13 protein-coding genes are annotated in these 17,028 nt (G+C 49.1%); all 13 read left to right on the top strand.

The window, feature by feature from the left end:
- The 13 genes from wzxC to ACT9TW_RS20315 all read left to right on the top strand — a co-directional run bounded on the left by wzxC (position 1) and on the right by ACT9TW_RS20315 (position 17,017).
- Entirely contained in the window at positions 1-1,479 is a 1,479-nt protein-coding gene (gene wzxC, locus ACT9TW_RS20375; protein WP_446493526.1) for a colanic acid undecaprenyl disphosphate flippase WzxC, read from the top strand.
- 14 nt (positions 1,480-1,493) lie between these two features.
- Positions 1,494-2,774: a colanic acid biosynthesis pyruvyl transferase WcaK gene (gene wcaK, locus ACT9TW_RS20370; protein WP_182061677.1), complete on the top strand. Its 1,281-nt coding sequence runs from the start codon at positions 1,494-1,496 to the stop codon at positions 2,772-2,774.
- On the top strand, positions 2,771-3,991 hold the full coding sequence (wcaL, locus tag ACT9TW_RS20365; protein WP_446493525.1) for a colanic acid biosynthesis glycosyltransferase WcaL: 1,221 nt from the start codon (positions 2,771-2,773) through the stop codon (positions 3,989-3,991). Before wcaK ends, wcaL begins: the two co-directional genes overlap by 4 nt.
- Positions 3,992-4,003: 12 nt before the next feature.
- Entirely contained in the window at positions 4,004-5,395 is a 1,392-nt protein-coding gene (wcaM, locus tag ACT9TW_RS20360; RefSeq protein WP_446493524.1) for a colanic acid biosynthesis protein WcaM, read from the top strand.
- A 176-nt stretch (positions 5,396-5,571) separates the two neighbouring features.
- The gene (gene galF, locus ACT9TW_RS20355; RefSeq protein ID WP_446493523.1) at positions 5,572-6,471 is read left to right on the top strand and encodes a GalU regulator GalF; all 900 of its coding nucleotides are present in this window, start codon (positions 5,572-5,574) and stop codon (positions 6,469-6,471) included.
- Between the two features lie 259 nt (positions 6,472-6,730).
- Positions 6,731-8,128, top strand: a complete 1,398-nt coding sequence (locus ACT9TW_RS20350) for a mannose-1-phosphate guanylyltransferase/mannose-6-phosphate isomerase (protein WP_446493522.1) — start codon at positions 6,731-6,733, stop codon at positions 8,126-8,128.
- A complete protein-coding gene (gene cpsG, locus ACT9TW_RS20345) occupies positions 8,128-9,513 on the top strand; it encodes a phosphomannomutase CpsG (protein ID WP_446493521.1) in 1,386 nt (461 codons plus the stop codon). The genes ACT9TW_RS20350 and cpsG overlap by 1 nt, the downstream gene beginning before the upstream one ends.
- 34 nt (positions 9,514-9,547) lie before the next feature.
- Positions 9,548-10,864 (top strand): O-antigen ligase family protein, encoded by a 1,317-nt coding sequence (locus ACT9TW_RS20340; RefSeq protein ID WP_446493520.1) that lies wholly within the window; start codon positions 9,548-9,550, stop codon positions 10,862-10,864.
- Entirely contained in the window at positions 10,861-11,997 is a 1,137-nt protein-coding gene (locus ACT9TW_RS20335) for a glycosyltransferase (protein ID WP_446493519.1), read from the top strand. The genes ACT9TW_RS20340 and ACT9TW_RS20335 overlap by 4 nt, the downstream gene beginning before the upstream one ends.
- Positions 11,990-13,156: a glycosyltransferase family 4 protein gene (locus ACT9TW_RS20330; RefSeq protein WP_446493518.1), complete on the top strand. Its 1,167-nt coding sequence runs from the start codon at positions 11,990-11,992 to the stop codon at positions 13,154-13,156. Before ACT9TW_RS20335 ends, ACT9TW_RS20330 begins: the two co-directional genes overlap by 8 nt.
- Entirely contained in the window at positions 13,153-14,646 is a 1,494-nt protein-coding gene (locus tag ACT9TW_RS20325) for a lipid II flippase MurJ (RefSeq protein ID WP_446493517.1), read from the top strand. Before ACT9TW_RS20330 ends, ACT9TW_RS20325 begins: the two co-directional genes overlap by 4 nt.
- 12 nt (positions 14,647-14,658) lie before the next feature.
- Positions 14,659-15,858, top strand: coding sequence for a glycosyltransferase (locus ACT9TW_RS20320; RefSeq protein ID WP_446493516.1), 1,200 nt, complete (start codon positions 14,659-14,661; stop codon positions 15,856-15,858).
- Positions 15,836-17,017: a glycosyltransferase family 4 protein gene (locus ACT9TW_RS20315; RefSeq protein ID WP_446493515.1), complete on the top strand. Its 1,182-nt coding sequence runs from the start codon at positions 15,836-15,838 to the stop codon at positions 17,015-17,017. Before ACT9TW_RS20320 ends, ACT9TW_RS20315 begins: the two co-directional genes overlap by 23 nt.
- Positions 17,018-17,028 lie beyond the last annotated feature (11 nt).

Here is a 17,028-nt window from a genome sequence, read left to right as displayed (position 1 = left end):
ATGAGTTTACGTGAAAAAACCATCAGCGGCGCTAAATGGTCGGCAATGGCGACCATTGTCATCATTGGCCTGGGGCTGGTGCAGATGACGGTACTGGCGCGCATTATCGATAATCACCAGTTTGGTCTGCTAACCGTGTCGCTGGTCATTATTGCGCTTGCTGACACGCTGTCTGATTTTGGTATCGCCAACTCGATTATCCAGCGTAAAGAGATTAGCCAGCTTGAGCTGACCACGCTCTACTGGCTGAACGTTGGACTGGGGATCTTCGTCTTTGTGCTGGTGTTCCTGCTGAGTGATGTGATTGCCAGCGTGCTGCATAACCCGGACCTGGCCCCGCTGATGCGCACCCTCTCTTTTGCTTTCGTGGTGATCCCGCACGGTCAGCAGTATCGGGCGCTGATGCAAAAAGAGCTGGAGTTCAACAAGATTGGCATGATTGAAACCAGCGCGGTGCTGGCGGGCTTTACCTTTACCGTGGTGAGCGCGCATTTCTGGCCGCTGGCGTTAACCGCGATCCTGGGTTACCTGGTGAACTCTGCCGTCCGGACGCTGCTGTTTGGCTACTTTGGCCGCAAGATCTACCGCCCGGGGCTGCATTTCTCGCTGGCGTCTGTGTCGTCGAACCTGCGCTTTGGCGCGTGGCTGACGGCCGACAGCATTATCAACTACGTTAACACCAACCTGTCCACGCTGGTGCTGGCGCGCATTCTGGGGGCCAGCGTCGCGGGCGGTTATAACCTGGCCTATAACGTTGCAGTTGTTCCGCCGATGAAGCTGAACCCCATCATCACCCGCGTGCTGTTTCCGGCGTTCGCCAAAATTCAGGACGACACGGAGAAGCTGCGCGTCAACTTCTACAAGCTGCTTTCAGTGGTGGGGATTATTAACTTCCCGGTACTGCTGGGGCTGATGGTAGTTTCCAGTAATGTGGTGCCGCTGGTCTTCGGTGAGAAGTGGGTCAGCATCATTCCGGTTCTGCAACTACTGTGCGTGGTGGGGTTACTGCGCTCCGTTGGTAATCCGATCGGCTCGCTGTTAATGGCGAAAGCACGCGTCGATATCAGTTTTAAATTCAATGTATTCAAAACGTTCCTGTTTGTACCGGCGATTATCGTCGGCGGGCATCTGGCGGGCGCGATTGGAGTCACACTGGGTTTCCTGTTGGTGCAAATCATCAATACCGTTTTGAGCTACTTCGTGATGATTAAACCGGTGCTGGGCTCCAGCTACCGACAGTACATCCTGAGCTTGTGGCTGCCGCTGTATCTGTCTTTACCGACGTTGGCGGTGAGTTATGGCCTAGGCGTGGTGTTGAACGGTCATCTGCCTTTAGCGGTGCTGCTGGCAGTGCAAATTGCGGCGGGTGCGCTGGCATTCGGCGTGATGATTGTGCTGTCGCGTAATGCGCTGGTGGTGGAGATGAAGCGCCAGTTTTGCCGTAACGAAAAAATGAAAATGCTGCTACGCGCAGGCTAATTTTAGAGGCCATTATGAAATTACTTATCCTTGGCAACCATACCTGCGGCAACCGTGGCGACAGCGCCATTCTGCGCGGTTTATTGGATGCAATTAACACTCTTGAGCCTGAGACAGAAGTGGACGTGATGAGCCGCTACCCGGTGAGTTCCTCCTGGTTACTGAACCGGCCAGTAATGGGCGACCCGCTGTACAGTCAGATGAAACAGCACAACAACGCAGCCGGCGTGATGGGGCGCGTAAAGAAAGTGTTGCGCCGTCGCTATCAGCACCAGGTCTTGCTGTCGCGCGTGACCGATACCGGAAAACTGCGCAACATTGCCATCGCCCAGGGGTTTACCGACTTTGTCCGTCTGCTGTCTGGCTATGACGCCATCATTCAGGTGGGGGGATCGTTCTTTGTCGATCTCTACGGCGTGCCGCAGTTTGAGCACGCGCTCTGTACCTTTATGGCCAAAAAACCGCTGTTTATGATTGGACACAGCGTGGGGCCTTTCCAGGATCCGCAGTTTAACCAGCTGGCTAACTATGTGTTTGGTCATTGCGATGCATTGATCCTGCGCGAATCGGTCAGTCTTGACCTGATGAAACGTAGCGAAATCGACACCTCTAAAGTTGAGCACGGGGTGGATACCGCCTGGCTGGTGGAAAATCAGAACGAACATTTCCAGGCAAGCTATGCGGTACAGCACTGGCTGGACGTAGCGGCAAAACAGAAAACCGTGGCGATTACCCTGCGCGAGCTTGCTCCTTTTGATAAACGTCTGGGGACGACGCAGGCGGCCTACGAGAAAGCCTTCGCCGGGGTGGTCAACCGCCTGCTGGACGACGGCTATCAGGTGCTGGCGCTCTCTACCTGTACCGGTATCGACAGTTATAACAAAGATGACCGTATGGTGGCGCTCAATCTGCGCAACCTGGTTAACGATCCGTCCCGTTATCACGTGGTGATGGACGAACTGAACGATCTTGAGATGGGCAAGTTGCTTTCTGCCTGCGACCTGACCGTGGGGACGCGCCTGCATTCGGCGATTATCTCCATGAACTTTGGCACTCCGGCGATTGCCATCAACTATGAACACAAATCGGCCGGCATTATGCAGCAGCTGGGAATGCCCGAGATGGCGGTGGATATCCGTCATCTGCTGGATGGCTCTCTCGCAGCGATGGTGGCGGATACGCTGGGGCAACTTCCGGCCATCAATGAACGCCTGGCGGTGGCGGTGAAGCTGGAGCGCGAAAAAGGTATCGGGATGGTGAAATCCGTTCTCGACCGCGTCGGGGAGGGGAAATGAAGGTTGGTTTCTTCTTACTGAAATTTCCGTTGTCGTCAGAAACCTTTGTTCTGAACCAGATAACCGCGTTTATCGATATGGGGTATGACGTAGAGATTATCGCCCTGCAAAAGGGTGATACGCAAAATACCCATGCGGCGTGGACCCAGTACGGGCTGGAAGCCAAAACCCGCTGGTTACAGGATGAGCCGCGTGGGCGGTTGAGCAAACTGCGCTATCGTGCCTGTCAGACGTTGCGCGGTATTCATCGCCCTGCCACGTGGCGGGCGTTGAACATTTCACGCTACGGTGCTGAGTCGCGCAATCTGATCCTCTCGGCAATTTGCGGGCAAACGCCCCGGCCGTATCAGGCGGATGTGTTTATCGCCCACTTTGGCCCGGCAGGTGTTACCGCAGCGAAATTGCGCGAGTTAGGCGTTATTGACGGTAAAATCGCGACCATTTTCCACGGAATTGATATTTCAAGCCATGAGGTGCTGAACCACTACACCCCGGAGTACCAGCAACTTTTCCGCCGGGGCGACATGATGCTGCCGATCAGCGAGTTGTGGGCCGGGCGCCTGAAAAACATGGGATGCCCGGGAGAGAAGATCACCGTTTCGCGCATGGGCGTGGATATGGAACGCTTCACCCAGCGCCCGGTCAAGGTGCCGGGTAAACCGCTGCAAATCATCTCTGTTGCGCGTCTGACCGAGAAAAAAGGACTGCATGTGGCCATCGAGGCCTGTCGGCAGTTGAAAGAACAAGGGGTGGCGTTTCACTATCGCATTCTGGGTATCGGCCCGTGGGAACGCCGCCTGCGCACGCTTATCGAACAGTATGAACTTGATGGATATGTCGAGATGCCCGGTTTCAAACCGAGTCATGAGGTCAAAGCGATGCTGGATGAGGCGGATGTCTTCTTGCTGCCTTCCGTAACCGGCACGGATGGCGATATGGAGGGGATCCCGGTTGCGCTGATGGAAGCTATGGCTGTGGGCATCCCGGTGGTATCGACTCTACATAGCGGGATCCCTGAGCTTATCGAACCTGACCACTCCGGCTGGCTGGTTCCTGAAAACGATGCACCGGCACTGGCCGACCGTCTGGCAGCCTTTAGCCATATCGCCCCGCAGGAACTGATCCCCGTGCTGCATAACGCGCGGCAGAAGGTAGAAGCTGAGTTCAACCAGCGCGTGATAAACCGCGAACTGGCCTGCCTGTTACACACGCTTTAACGCCGAGGCTGTATGCTGAAAAAAATTACCCGACGCTCATTTATTTCGACTTGCTCTGTGCTGGCCGCTGCCCCGTTGTTCTCTTCTCCGATGGCAAGGGCTGCTGGCAGCCGTACGGTGAACATCAACCAGTACAATAGTCAGGACTGGATCGCCGCGTTTAAGCAGGCATTTGCCGAAGGCGATACCGTAGTGGTTCCCGCCGGATTAACCTGTGACAACATCAATACCGGCATTTTTGTTCCTGCGGGTAAAACACTGCTGATCCGTGGGGCACTGACGGGCAATGGCCGTGGCCGCTTTGTGTTGCAGGATGGCTGCCAGGTGATCGGCGAAGCGGGGGGGCGCAGCGAGAATATTACTCTGGACGTTCGCGGATCGAATTGTGTTATCCGCGGGCTGGCGATGAGTGGTTTTGGTCCCGTTACCCAGATTTATATTGGGGGTAAAAAGCCACAAATTATGCGTAACCTTATTATTGATGACATTACTGTGACGCAGGCGAATTACGCTATCCTGCGCCAGGGATTTCATAATCAGGTGGCAGGCGCGCGCATTACCAACAGCCGTTTTAGCCATTTGCAGGGGGATGCTATCGAATGGAACGTGGCCATTAACGACCAGGATATCCTGATCTCTGACCATGTTATCGATAACATCAACTGTACCAACGGCAAGATCAACTGGGGCATCGGCATAGGCCTTGCAGGGAGTACCTATGACAATGATTATCCTGAAAAGCAGGCGGTGAAGAACTTCGTGGTGGCGAATATTACCGGCAGCAATTGCAGGCAATTAGTCCATGTGGAAAACGGCAAGCACTTTATTATTCGTAATGTCAAAGCCAAAAATATCACCCCTGATTTCAGTAAAAAAGCGGGAATTGATAATGCCACGGTAGCTATTTACGGCTGCGATAATTTTGTTATTGATAATATTGATATGGTCGATAGCGCTGGTATGTTAATTGGCTATGGGGTAATTAAGGGAGATTATCTTTCGATCCCGCAGAACTTTAAAATCAATGATATTAGCCTGGATAATAGGCAGCTTGATTATAAGTTGCGCGGCATCCAGATTTCATCCGGCAATGCCACCTCTTTTGTCGCCATCACTAACGTCAACATGACGCGCGCCACCCTCGAACTTCACAATAAACCGCAACACCTTTTTTTGCGCAATATCAATGTTATGCAAGAGTCAACTATCGGCCCTGCACTGAAGATGAACTTTGATCTCCGCAAGGATGTACGCGGGAAGTTTATGGCCAAAGAAGAGACGCTGCTGTCTCTGGCAAACATCAAGGCAGTAAATGAGAAGGGGCAAAGTTCGGTAGATATTGACCGGGTTGATCAGCAAATCGTGAATACAGATCGGCTAAATTTTAGGCTGCCACACGGTTAACCCGGCTTTTGCTATTTTGCGATAATTCCTGGTATGAATTCACGCGCTATTCAGAATGCAACTACTGTAATTTGTGATGGTAAAGCGTAATATCACCTGAAGGTTACGGTAAATCATGCTGGCGAAAACAGGTTAAAGAGCTATAATTCGTCAACCATTTTAAGGTGGAAGAAATAATGATTAATTTGAAAGCAGTCATTCCGGTGGCGGGCCTGGGTATGCATATGCTGCCAGCCACTAAGGCAATTCCTAAAGAGATGCTGCCAATCGTTGATAAGCCAATGATTCAGTACATCGTTGACGAAATTGTTGCCGCAGGGATCAAAGAAATCGTTCTGGTGACGCACTCATCCAAGAATGCCGTAGAAAACCACTTCGACACCTCTTACGAACTCGAAGCGCTGCTTGAACAGCGTGTTAAACGCCAGCTGCTGGCCGAAGTTCAGTCTATCTGTCCTCCTGGCGTGACCATCATGAACGTTCGTCAGGCGCAGCCACTGGGTCTGGGGCACTCCATTCTTTGTGCACGCCCTCTTGTGGGTGACAATCCATTTATTGTTGTTCTACCGGACATCATTCTGGACACCGCAACCGCCGATCCGCTGCGTTACAACCTCGCCGCGATGGTTGCGCGTTTCAATGAAACCGGCCGCAGCCAGGTTCTGGCCAAGCGCATGAAGGGCGATCTGTCTGAATACTCCGTCATCCAGACCAAAGAGTCCCTGGATTCGGAAGGCCAGGTGAGCCGTATCGTTGAGTTTATCGAAAAACCGGATCAGCCACAGACTCTGGATTCCGATCTGATGGCCGTTGGCCGCTATGTTCTGAACGCCGACATCTGGGCTGAACTCGAGAAGACTGCCCCTGGCGCATGGGATCGTGTTCAACTGACTGACGCCATTGCAGAGCTGGCGAAGAAACAGTCCGTTGACGCCATGCTGATGACCGGCGACAGCTACGACTGCGGTAAGAAAATGGGTTACATGCAAGCTTTTGTGAACTACGGAATGCGCAACCTGAAAGAAGGGCAGAAGTTCCGCGAGAGCATTAAGAAGCTGCTAGAAACGCATGACTAAACGACCGTTGTTGATGGCGTAGTAAAACAGGAGACTACCCTGAAATTTCAGTGTGGTCTTTTGTCTTATATAAAGCATACAAACACGATTTCAGCATAAACGCTGCCAAATACCTTATTGTCAATCTCGCCTGCAACCGAACGACACATGTAGCCCGAGATAAATCAATTTCGAATATTGCTTCTGGTAGCGTAAGCCAGGGGCGGTAGCGTGCCTTTTTTACACACAAACCCGTATTGAGCAAAGCAGGAGAAGCAGGATGTTACTTCCAGTGGTGATCGCAGGAGGAACAGGGAGTCGACTTTGGCCGATGTCTCGAGAGTTGCAGCCCAAGCAATTCCTTTCATTCCATCAGGGGGGGTCAATGCTGCAAAACACGATCTCGCGTCTGAATGGGCTGGACGTGGCAGATCCGATTGTCATCTGTAACGAAGATCATCGTTTTCTGGTGGCGGAACAGTTAAGGCAAATGCACAAACTGGCCGGCAACATCATCCTTGAACCTGTTGGTCGTAATACCGCTCCGGCTATCACTCTGGCGGCCTTACATGCGCTGGAAACAGGGGACGATCCTGTGATGTTAATTCTGGCCGCCGACCACTTGATCGCCGATACCGCTGCATTCCATTCGGTTATTACCGACGCAATTCCTTTCGCCAAAGACGGAAAACTGGTTACGTTTGGCATCGTGCCAACGCAGCCTGAAACCGGCTATGGCTATATTCAACGCGGCGAAGTGCAGCACGCGGGGAATTCAACGGCGTGGAAAATTAAGCGATTTGTTGAAAAGCCCGACCAGGCAACCGCAGTTTCTTACCTCGAAAGCAAAGAGTACCTGTGGAACAGCGGCATGTTCATGTTCCGCGCTTCTGCTTATCTGAACGAAGTGGCGAAGTTTTGTCCGTCGATCCTCGATGCGTGCAAAAATGCCATGCAGCAGCCTGTCAACGATCTCGACTTTATTAAACTCGATAAAGAGATTTTCAACTGCTGCCCTTCCGATTCAATCGATTATGCCGTGATGGAACATACTGAATTAGGCATTGTGACGGCAATGGATGCTGGCTGGAATGACGTGGGTTCGTGGTCCGCTCTGTGGGAAACCTCTGCCCATGATGCGCAGGGTAACGCGCTGATTGGCGATGTATTTACCCATAAAACGCGTGATTGTTATATTCGTAGCGAAGGTAAATTGACGGCGGCGTTAGGGGTTGATGACCTGATTATCGTGAATACCAAAGACGCGCTTCTGGTATCCCATAAAGATAATGTCCAGGATGTTAAAGTTGTCGTTGAACATCTTAAAGCAAATTCGCGAAGCGAATGTCGTGAACATACCACGCGCTATATGCCGTGGGGCCATGTAGAAACCCTGGTCCGTGATGCACGATATAAAGTGAATCGCGTGACTATTATTCCTGGCGGCGAGCTTTCTCTTCAGTTGCATCATCATCGTATTGAGCACTGGGTTGTCCTGACCGGGACTGCATTGATTGGTGTTGAAGGTAACGAAATTTATCTCACTGAAAATGAGTCAACGACTATTCCGGTTGGGAAAAAACATAAGCTATCGAATCCTGGAAAAATAAATCTGGAGATTCTGGAAATACAGTTTGGTAGTTATTTGGGCGAAGATGACGTACTAAGGATTTCGTAATGGAAGATAAAAATAATAACAAGTTAACCTGTTTTAAAGCCTATGATATCCGTGGGAAATTAGGTGAAGAACTTAATGAAGATATCGCCTGGCGTATTGGCCGCGCTTATGCGCAGTGTCTGGGACCAAAGCAGGTTGTCGTAGGCGGCGATGTGCGTCTGACCAGTGAGTCATTAAAGATGGCGCTGGCAGAAGGGCTGATGGATGGCGGTTGCGATGTGCTTGATATCGGGCTTTCCGGAACAGAAGAGATTTATTTTGCCACCTTCCATCTGAACGTTGATGGCGGTATTGAAGTGACGGCGAGTCACAACCCCATCAACTATAACGGGATGAAACTGGTTCGCAGCGGTGCCCGTCCAATCAGTGGTGACACCGGTTTAAAAGACATTCAGTGCCTTGCGGAAGCCAACGACTTTACCTCCCATGAAAGCAAAGGGAGCTACAGGAAGGTCACTATTCTGAATGAGTATGTTGATCATCTGCTGGGCTATGTGAATCTTGAGAATTTCCGTATCAAGCCAATGACGCTGGTCATTAACTCCGGTAACGGTGCTGCGGGCCACGTCATTGACGAAATTGAACGACGCTTCAAAACGGCAGGTTTGCCGGTGGAATTCCATAAAGTTCATAACGACCCGGATGGTACGTTCCCGCACGGCATTCCTAACCCTCTGTTACCTGAGGCGCGCCAGGATACGGCAAATGCTGTTTTAGCCACTCAGGCGGATATGGGCATCGCGTTTGATGGTGATTTTGACCGCTGTTTCCTCTTTGATGAAAAAGCAAACTTCATCGAGGGTTACTATATTGTGGGACTGTTGGCGGAAGCGTTCCTGAATAAGGAGCCTGGCGCGAAAATCATCCACGACCCGCGACTGACATGGAACACCGTTGATATTGTTGAGACGGCGGGCGGTATCCCAGTGATGTCTAAAACCGGACATGCATTTATCAAAGAGCGTATGCGCACAGAGAATGCGGTTTACGGGGGGGAAATGAGTGCTCACCATTACTTCCGGGAGTTTGCCTACTGCGACAGTGGAATGATCCCGTGGCTTCTGGTCGCTGAGCTTGTTTTAACATCCGGTCGCTCACTTGGCTCGTTGGTGAAATCACGTATTGCACGATTCCCTGTTTCGGGTGAAATCAACCGTAAAGTGGCCAATGCCGCAGCGTTAATTGCAGATATCGAAGCCCGTTATGCATCACAGGCGACCAATATTGATTATACGGATGGTCTGAGCATGTCGTTCCCCGACTGGCGTTTCAACATCCGTACGTCTAATACAGAACCGTTGTTGCGCCTTAATGTTGAAACGGATGCCGACTGGGATTTGATGGAAACAAAACGAGATGAGCTGTTAAGGCTGATAAATAGCTAATTATTAGAGTGCTTAATCGCGTGGGAAAATAGTAATGATAGAAGTGTTATTAGCAGCGTTAGGTTTAATTTTCTTTTTTGTTTTCCTCGCGCTTCCCTTACACATCAGGCTGTTACTGGTGCTGGTGTGTAGCGTTCCGCAGCTATATCTGGTGCAGCTGGGTGGGGCAGATGTCCCACTTGCGTTTTTGATCCCTGCACTGCTCCTGCCCGAGTTTATTATTAATGCAAACCGGTTCTTAGCTAAACCGACGAACATCGCGCTTATGGGGCTGATTTGTATTAGTACATTGAGTCTTGCGTGGTCGGTTGAAAAATCAATGGGCATTCGCGATATTGCTTACTTAACTGAGTTTATCGTGATCTCCAATGCCATCTATGTACTGGCATTAAAAGACCGGATAGCGCTCTATAAAACAATCAATGTGATGATATTTTTTATTTGCTTACAGGCAATTACCGTCATCATATTCAGGTTGAATGAGTCGCTGGAGTTGGCGATAGTCCTTTCACCGGTAAGCAAATTTACCATGGGGATGAACACACTCCAGGGCCTGCTGGATGGTGTCAGGAATAACTTCTACGATCCGGTTAAGTCTGGCGGTGTATTGTTTGTGAACGCCAACGCAGCGGCATGTTATACGGGTATTTCATCCTTTATGGCATGGGGTATTTATAAAGCGTTGAAGTCCAAAATAACGCTGCTCATGGCGATTCTGCTCTGGGTGACGGTCTTCTTTACCGGGTCAAAAGCTGGCGTGCTCTTTGCCGTACTGATCCCAGCCTTCATTTTCTACCTGAAATTACAACGATCGACAAAGGTGGTTGTTGGCTCGGTTGGAGCCTCTTTCGCCATTATTTTAATCGCCATTAGCGTCATTTTCAGCGTTGTGGAGCAGAGCGGCTTTTTGCAGGAGTCAACCGACACCGCGGAAACGCGCTATCAAATCTGGAACTACGCGTTTAATGCATTTTTAAACAGCCCGCTGATGGGGCAAGGCTTTGGTGGCTGGGAAGTGGATTACAGCAAACACAGTGACTATTTCCTCCCCCCCCATAACACCTTGATCTATCTCTGGTCGAAGTCCGGTGTCATTGCCTCCATCATGGGATTAGCGTTTATTCTGGGCAGCATCGGTATTGCATTACGCGCGATCCAAAATGCCAGTGAAGAACAGAAAAATATCGGCTTCTCGTTATTAATGGTGCTCTCCTGGCAGTTTGCTCACGGTTTTGGCGAAAACTTTGGCCTGATTGGTGAACAGCATCAGATGGTGGTATTGGCGGTCATGCTGGGGTTATGTATGGCAGGGAACGTACCGATAACTCGAAAAAATAAGGGACAAGAATGAAAACGGTCGGTATTTTCAGGAACCAGCTATTTAAAGGTTCAGAGGTTTTCATCCAGCAGCAGGCTGAGGCTATTCAGCATTTTGAAAAGTGTTATATCGGTCGGCGCATCATTGGTAAAAAACCTGAAGGCGCGATTGCCTGTGTATTAAATGAACGCGGGGATCTGCAAGGTAAAATGGCTGAGATGCTTAATGCGATCACCACTTCAGCCCTGCCTTATAAATCCGCCCTGAAAGGGCAGCCTTTAGATCTCATTCATGCACATTTTGCGATAGACGGGCTTTACGCGTTAAAGTTGGCACAACAGAAAAGCATCCCGCTGGTGACAACCCTGCACGGGTTTGATGTGACTGTCAGCAACAAAGATCTTCTGGCATCGCGTTCGCCTGCATGGATTAACTACCTCATTCATCAACAAAAAGTTAAAAGCCAGGGCGATAAATTTATTTGTGTATCCGATTTCATCGCCCAGCAAGCCCTGCGCCACGGCTTCCCTGAAAATAAGATAGTCCAGCACTATATCGGTATTGATGTCGATAAATACCAGCCTCGTGAAAGAGAAGACGATCAGGGCATCATCCTGCATGTGGCGAGACTGGTTGAGAAAAAAGGGACGGCCGTTTTAATTAACGCCATTAAGCATGTTAAAGCGCAATATGCGGAAGCGAAACTGGTCATCATCGGTGAGGGACCGTTAATGTCAGGCCTGAAGGCGCAGGTTATGTCATTAGGGCTCGAGCAAAACGTGACCTTCACTGGTGCATTACCACACACAGATGTCATGGCATGGATGCGTAGAGCCAGTATGCTTGTTTTACCCAGTATCACGGCCAAAACAGGGGATGCAGAAGGTCTGGGAATGGTACTGCTGGAAGCGGCAGTAACGGGCGTTCCGGTGATTGGTACCCGTCATGGTGGTATCCCGGAAGCCATCATCGATGAGCAGACCGGCTTTTTGGTCACAGAGCGTGATGATAGGCAGCTGGCCGACAGAATTTCCTTCCTGCTGAATGATGAACAAAAACGCGCTGAAATGGGCAGAAATGCACGCAACTTTATCAGCAAAAAATTCAATTTATCGACGCAAACCTTAAAGTTAGAAAAAATTTATCAGGAACTGATTCATGGCTGAAGAAGTTATTATTTTTGCGCGCTCCCTTCCATTCCACCATCTTGGTGGAATGGAAGTCGTGGCATGGGATCTTGCTGTGCAGTTACAGGTAAAAGGGTTCGATGTTAAGGTTGTCACGACAGATTTTGATGCAGACGTTCCCGCTTCAGAACATCTTCCTGAAATCATTAAGATTAAAAATATTCCCAGGGCTGCGTATTCGAAAGGATGGTGGTCTGAAACCGAGAAGTTAGTTGAGCGCTGGAGTAATAAAGAAAATGTCCGCGCGGTAATAAGTATCAGTGCCGGCGCATTTAGTACGCTGAAGCATAAAAAGCTGTTCCCTGACGCGACGTTTATCATGCAGGCGCACGGGACCTCGGTCGGTGAATTCGTTTCCAAACTGAAAACCCGGCAGATTAAAAAAATCCTGTCCAGTGTAAAAAACGTACTCGGATTTTACTCAGATGCTAAGCATTATTCCCACTTCGACTGGATTGTGGCAGTGGGTGAAGCTGTCCGGGCTGATTTAACGAATTTCCCGACTCGTCTTGTCTGTGGCAAGAGCAAGGTGGTGAAGATCGAGAATGGCATTGATGAAAAGCTATTCTCCGATGAGACATCGCAAAAACGCGCCTTGCGGGAACAACTGGGCATCGCGCCTGATGCACTGGTATTTTTGTCTGCTTCACGTTTGCATGAGCAAAAAGGGGTAGATAAGAACATTGAGCTGTTTGCTCTGGTCAATAAACTCAAGCCTGATTCAAAACTGCTGATATGCGGCAATGGCTCCTATGAACCGCAATTGCGTAAGAAAGTTGGCGAGCTTGCGTTGACCCAACAAGTTGTGTTTATGGGCGCGAAGACCAGAAATGAATTAGCGACTCTCATGCAATGTGCCGATCTCTTTTTATTCCTGACGAAAAGAGTGGAAGGGTTACCCCTAAACGTGCTTGAAGCCATGAGTGCAGGATTGCCATTAATTATATCTGAACATCTTACATTTAACGCAGGTGAAAAGATTTTCAAATGCAATCCAAATGAAATCCCTACAGGACAAGTGCTTGCTTATATTGATACGGTTAGCAACATGGAAAGAGAATCATATATTCCCGTTAAAAACACACTGAGTTACGCTGTGGGTGAATATATTTCATTATTTCAAAGAATCTCTAAATGAAAAAAGCCATTAGCCAGTTGCTTGGCGGAAATATGCTCTCAAAAGTTCTTGGGTTGGTGCGAGAAGTTTTGATGGCGAAGTTTTTTGGTACAGGTGATATCAACGGGGCTTACCGAATTGCCCAGACTGGCACCTTAGTACCCATCAACTTCATGACAAGCGATAGCCTGAATTCAGCATTTATTCCGTTATATAAAAGGTATCTCACAGAAAACGAGTTTCGTGCGTCAACGTTCAAGTTGTGCATGTTTATGTTCTTTGCTGTGATCTCGCTGCTGTTATTTTTTATTCTGTTCTTCTTGTCTGATTATTGGGTCGGCATTATGGCGCCGGGTATTAATGGTAATGCCCGTGAAATGACCAATGAGCTGTTCAAGATAATGGCGATTTGCTGCCCATTCTATCTCTGTTCTGGGTTGATAAACTACATATCAATGGCACATGGGGACTATAAACCCATGTCTATGCGTGCCTCTATTCAGAACGTGGGAATGCTGTTAGGGGTCGTTGCCGCCTATTACTATAATAATTATTTGTTGCTGGCATGGGGATTCACAGGCAGTTACATCGTCTTTAGCTTCTGGGCAGTGATGAGAGCCAAAAAAGGCAATATTCTCAACCTGCCGGAACGGTTTGAAATGTCGGAAGTTAAGTCGGTGATGAATAGCTTCTGGATAACATTACGTCCATTGCTGTTGCTGCCCTTAATTCTTCAGGGAAACATCACGCTAGAAAGGGCGCTGGCGTCGTTACTCAGTATCGATGTGGTATCTGGTCTGGATTATGCCCGCTTTATTACCGACACCGTCACCTTCATCCTGTCGGTACCTATTGCTTTTGCTGGTTTGCCTGTCTGGTCCTCGCAATCGCCTGAAGTTGTCCGTGAGAAAGTAACGACGATATATAACTGGCTGGCACTGCTTTCGATGAATATGTCCTTCTTCATCTTTGTGTATGCCAGGGACATTGTTGTTCTGCTCTTTATGCGCGGTCAGTTTAATGAACACTCAGTAACCGTAACAACTGACATTATCCAGGGGATGTGTATCGGGCTCTGGGCACAGGTTATCGGCTACATTTTTATTAAAGCACTCAGCGCCCATCTTAATAATAAGCAGGTCCTGATAGTGATGATCGTGGCACTGTTGAGTAACGCGCTGGTAAACCTGGCCACATACAAGATTTGGGGCGCGTTTGGTCTGGGGATCGGTAACTCGATTTATGGGCTGGTCATGTTCGTATGCAGTGCCTGGTATCTTAAAATTGCGAAAGACCTGATACCTGCGGCATTGAAGATTGTGCCAGGGTTGATGATATACACATTACTGATACTGGTTTTAGATCATGTCATTGTCGAACCTGGTAATGTGATGGTCAGATTGCTGGTGAATGGCACATTATTCGTGATGTTTAGTCTGTTATGGGCAATGTTGTTCCCTATGTACCGCGAGGGTATTAAAGGGATTTTCATCAAAAAGGGACTGAGATAACATATTAATCTTATGAAAAACACTACAGACATTAAAGACATCGTCGTCTTATCGACAGCAGACTGGGACAACCCTTTCTGGACGAACAAACAGCATGTTGCCGTGGAGCTGGCAAACCGCGGGCATCGCGTGCTGTATATTGAATCTCTGGGTTTACGCCGTCCAAGCGTGAACAAGAAAGATCTCTCGCGTATTTTCCGTCGGGTATTAAAAGCGATTAAAGCCCCTCGTCAGGTGCGTGACAACATCTGGGTCTGGTCGCCAATATCGATCCCGTTCAATAATTATGCGTTTGTCCGTAAGCTCAACAAGCTGATCCTCAGCAGCGCGCTCAAGTTCTGGTGCTGGCGATTGAAGTTCAAAGACGAAACGCTTTGGACCTATAACCCGCTAACTACCCGTTTTCTTGAACCCAGTGATTTCGGTTACGTTGTCTACCATTGCGTTGATGAAATTAAAGCGCAGCCGGGAATGCCGGTAGATATCCTCCAGGATGCAGAAGAAGAGTTGGTTCGTCGCGCAGATATCACCTTTGTGACCTCCCTGACGCTGCTCAAATCAAGACAGAAATGGAGCGATGAGGTTTATTACTTTTCGAATGTGGCTGACTACAACCACTTTTCTACCGCGCTTGACGAGAATTTGCCTGTACCCGCAGACCTTAGCCAGTTCCCGGAGCCAAGAATTGGTTTCATCGGTGCAATCAGTGGCTATAAGGTTAATTTCTCGCTTCTGGAAGAAATAGCACAGACGCATCCTGAATGGTCTATCGTGATGATCGGCGACGTCGGGGAGGGGGACCCTAACACCGATGCGACGCAGTTAACCCGTCATAAGAATATTCATCTGATTGGCCCAAGATCGTACCAGCAGTTGCCGGGGTATCTGAAAGGCTTCACGGCGACGTTGTTGCCGAACAATTTGAATGAATACACCGCCTCGATGTTCCCAATGAAGTTCTTTGAATATCTGGCTGCGGGGAAGGCCGTTGTGAGTGTGGACTTAGCGTCATTATGTGACTTTAAAGACTATGTTCGTATCGCGCATACGCCAGCAGATTTTATTTCAGCACTGGAAGATATTACGTCAGGTAACAGGATTTCTGTTGAGAAATGCCAGGAACTTGCCCAGCAGTATACCTACCAGTCACGTACTGAAAAAATGTTTAAGTTAATTGATGAGAAGCGTAATGAAAGTAGCAATCGTTCATGAGTGGTTCAGTTCCTATGCTGGTTCTGAAAAAGTAGTTGAGCAAATTCTGCGTTGCTATCCAGAAGCCGATGTATTTGCCGTATGTGATTTTTTAAAACCAAAAGACAGACATTTTCTGAATAATAAAAAAGTCGCGACGACCTTCATCCAGCGTTTACCTTTTGCCGCTAAAAAATTCCAGTCCTACCTGCCATTGATGCCACTGGCAATCGAACAACTTGATATGTCCGCTTATGATGTGGTGATTTCAAGTAGCCATGCGGTGTCTAAAGGGGTGATCACGGGTCCGGACCAGATCCATGTTTCTTATGTTCACTCACCCATCCGCTATGCGTGGGATTTCCAGCACCAGTACCTGCGTGAATCAGGCTTAAACAAAGGCCTTAAGGGCTGGCTTGCTAAGTATCTGCTCCACAAAATCCGTATCTGGGACTACCGTACCGCCGCGGGTGTAAATCACTTCATCGGTAACTCGCAGTTTATTGCTCGCCGTATCAATAAAGTCTATGGCAGACAAGCTGACGTCATTTATCCGCCAGTGAATACGGATAAGTTTGAATTTAGCGACAGCAAAGAAGACTTTTATCTGGCCGCATGTCGTATGGTTCCTTATAAGCGTGTCGATCTTATCGTCAGCGCGTTTGCCAAAATGCCGGATAAAAAACTCATCGTTATCGGTGATGGTTCAGAAATGGACAAGATTAAGCAACTGGCAACCAGCAATATCACCTTACTGGGTTACCAGGATGACGCGGCTTTGGTGGACTACATGAAGCGGGCAAAAGCGTATGTCTTTGCTGCGGAAGAAGACTTTGGTATCTCTCCTGTAGAGGCGCAGGCAAGCGGCACCCCGGTTATCACTTATGGCAAAGGTGGATGTCTTGAAACCGTTAAGCCACTTGGTAGCGAAAAGCCAACGGGCCTGTTCTTCTTCGAACAAACGGCGGAGTCCATTTGCGACGCTGTGAATACTTTTGAGAAATACGCGGATGAAATTAAGCCGGAAGATTGCCGCGAACATGCGTTGAGCTTCTCTGAGCAACGTTTCCGAGATGAGATTAGCAGTTATGTTGATAACGCCTGGGCTCAATACTCTGAGTCGTTGATTAATACTCAGGCTGCCAGAGTGCAGAACGGCTATACTCACCCCGAGAAATAATGACCATGGGC

This window comes from Enterobacter sp. C4G1 (genome assembly GCF_052886895.1).
The sequence above is the reverse complement of the archived record's forward strand: the minus strand, read 5'-3'. Positions and strand labels throughout refer to the sequence as shown.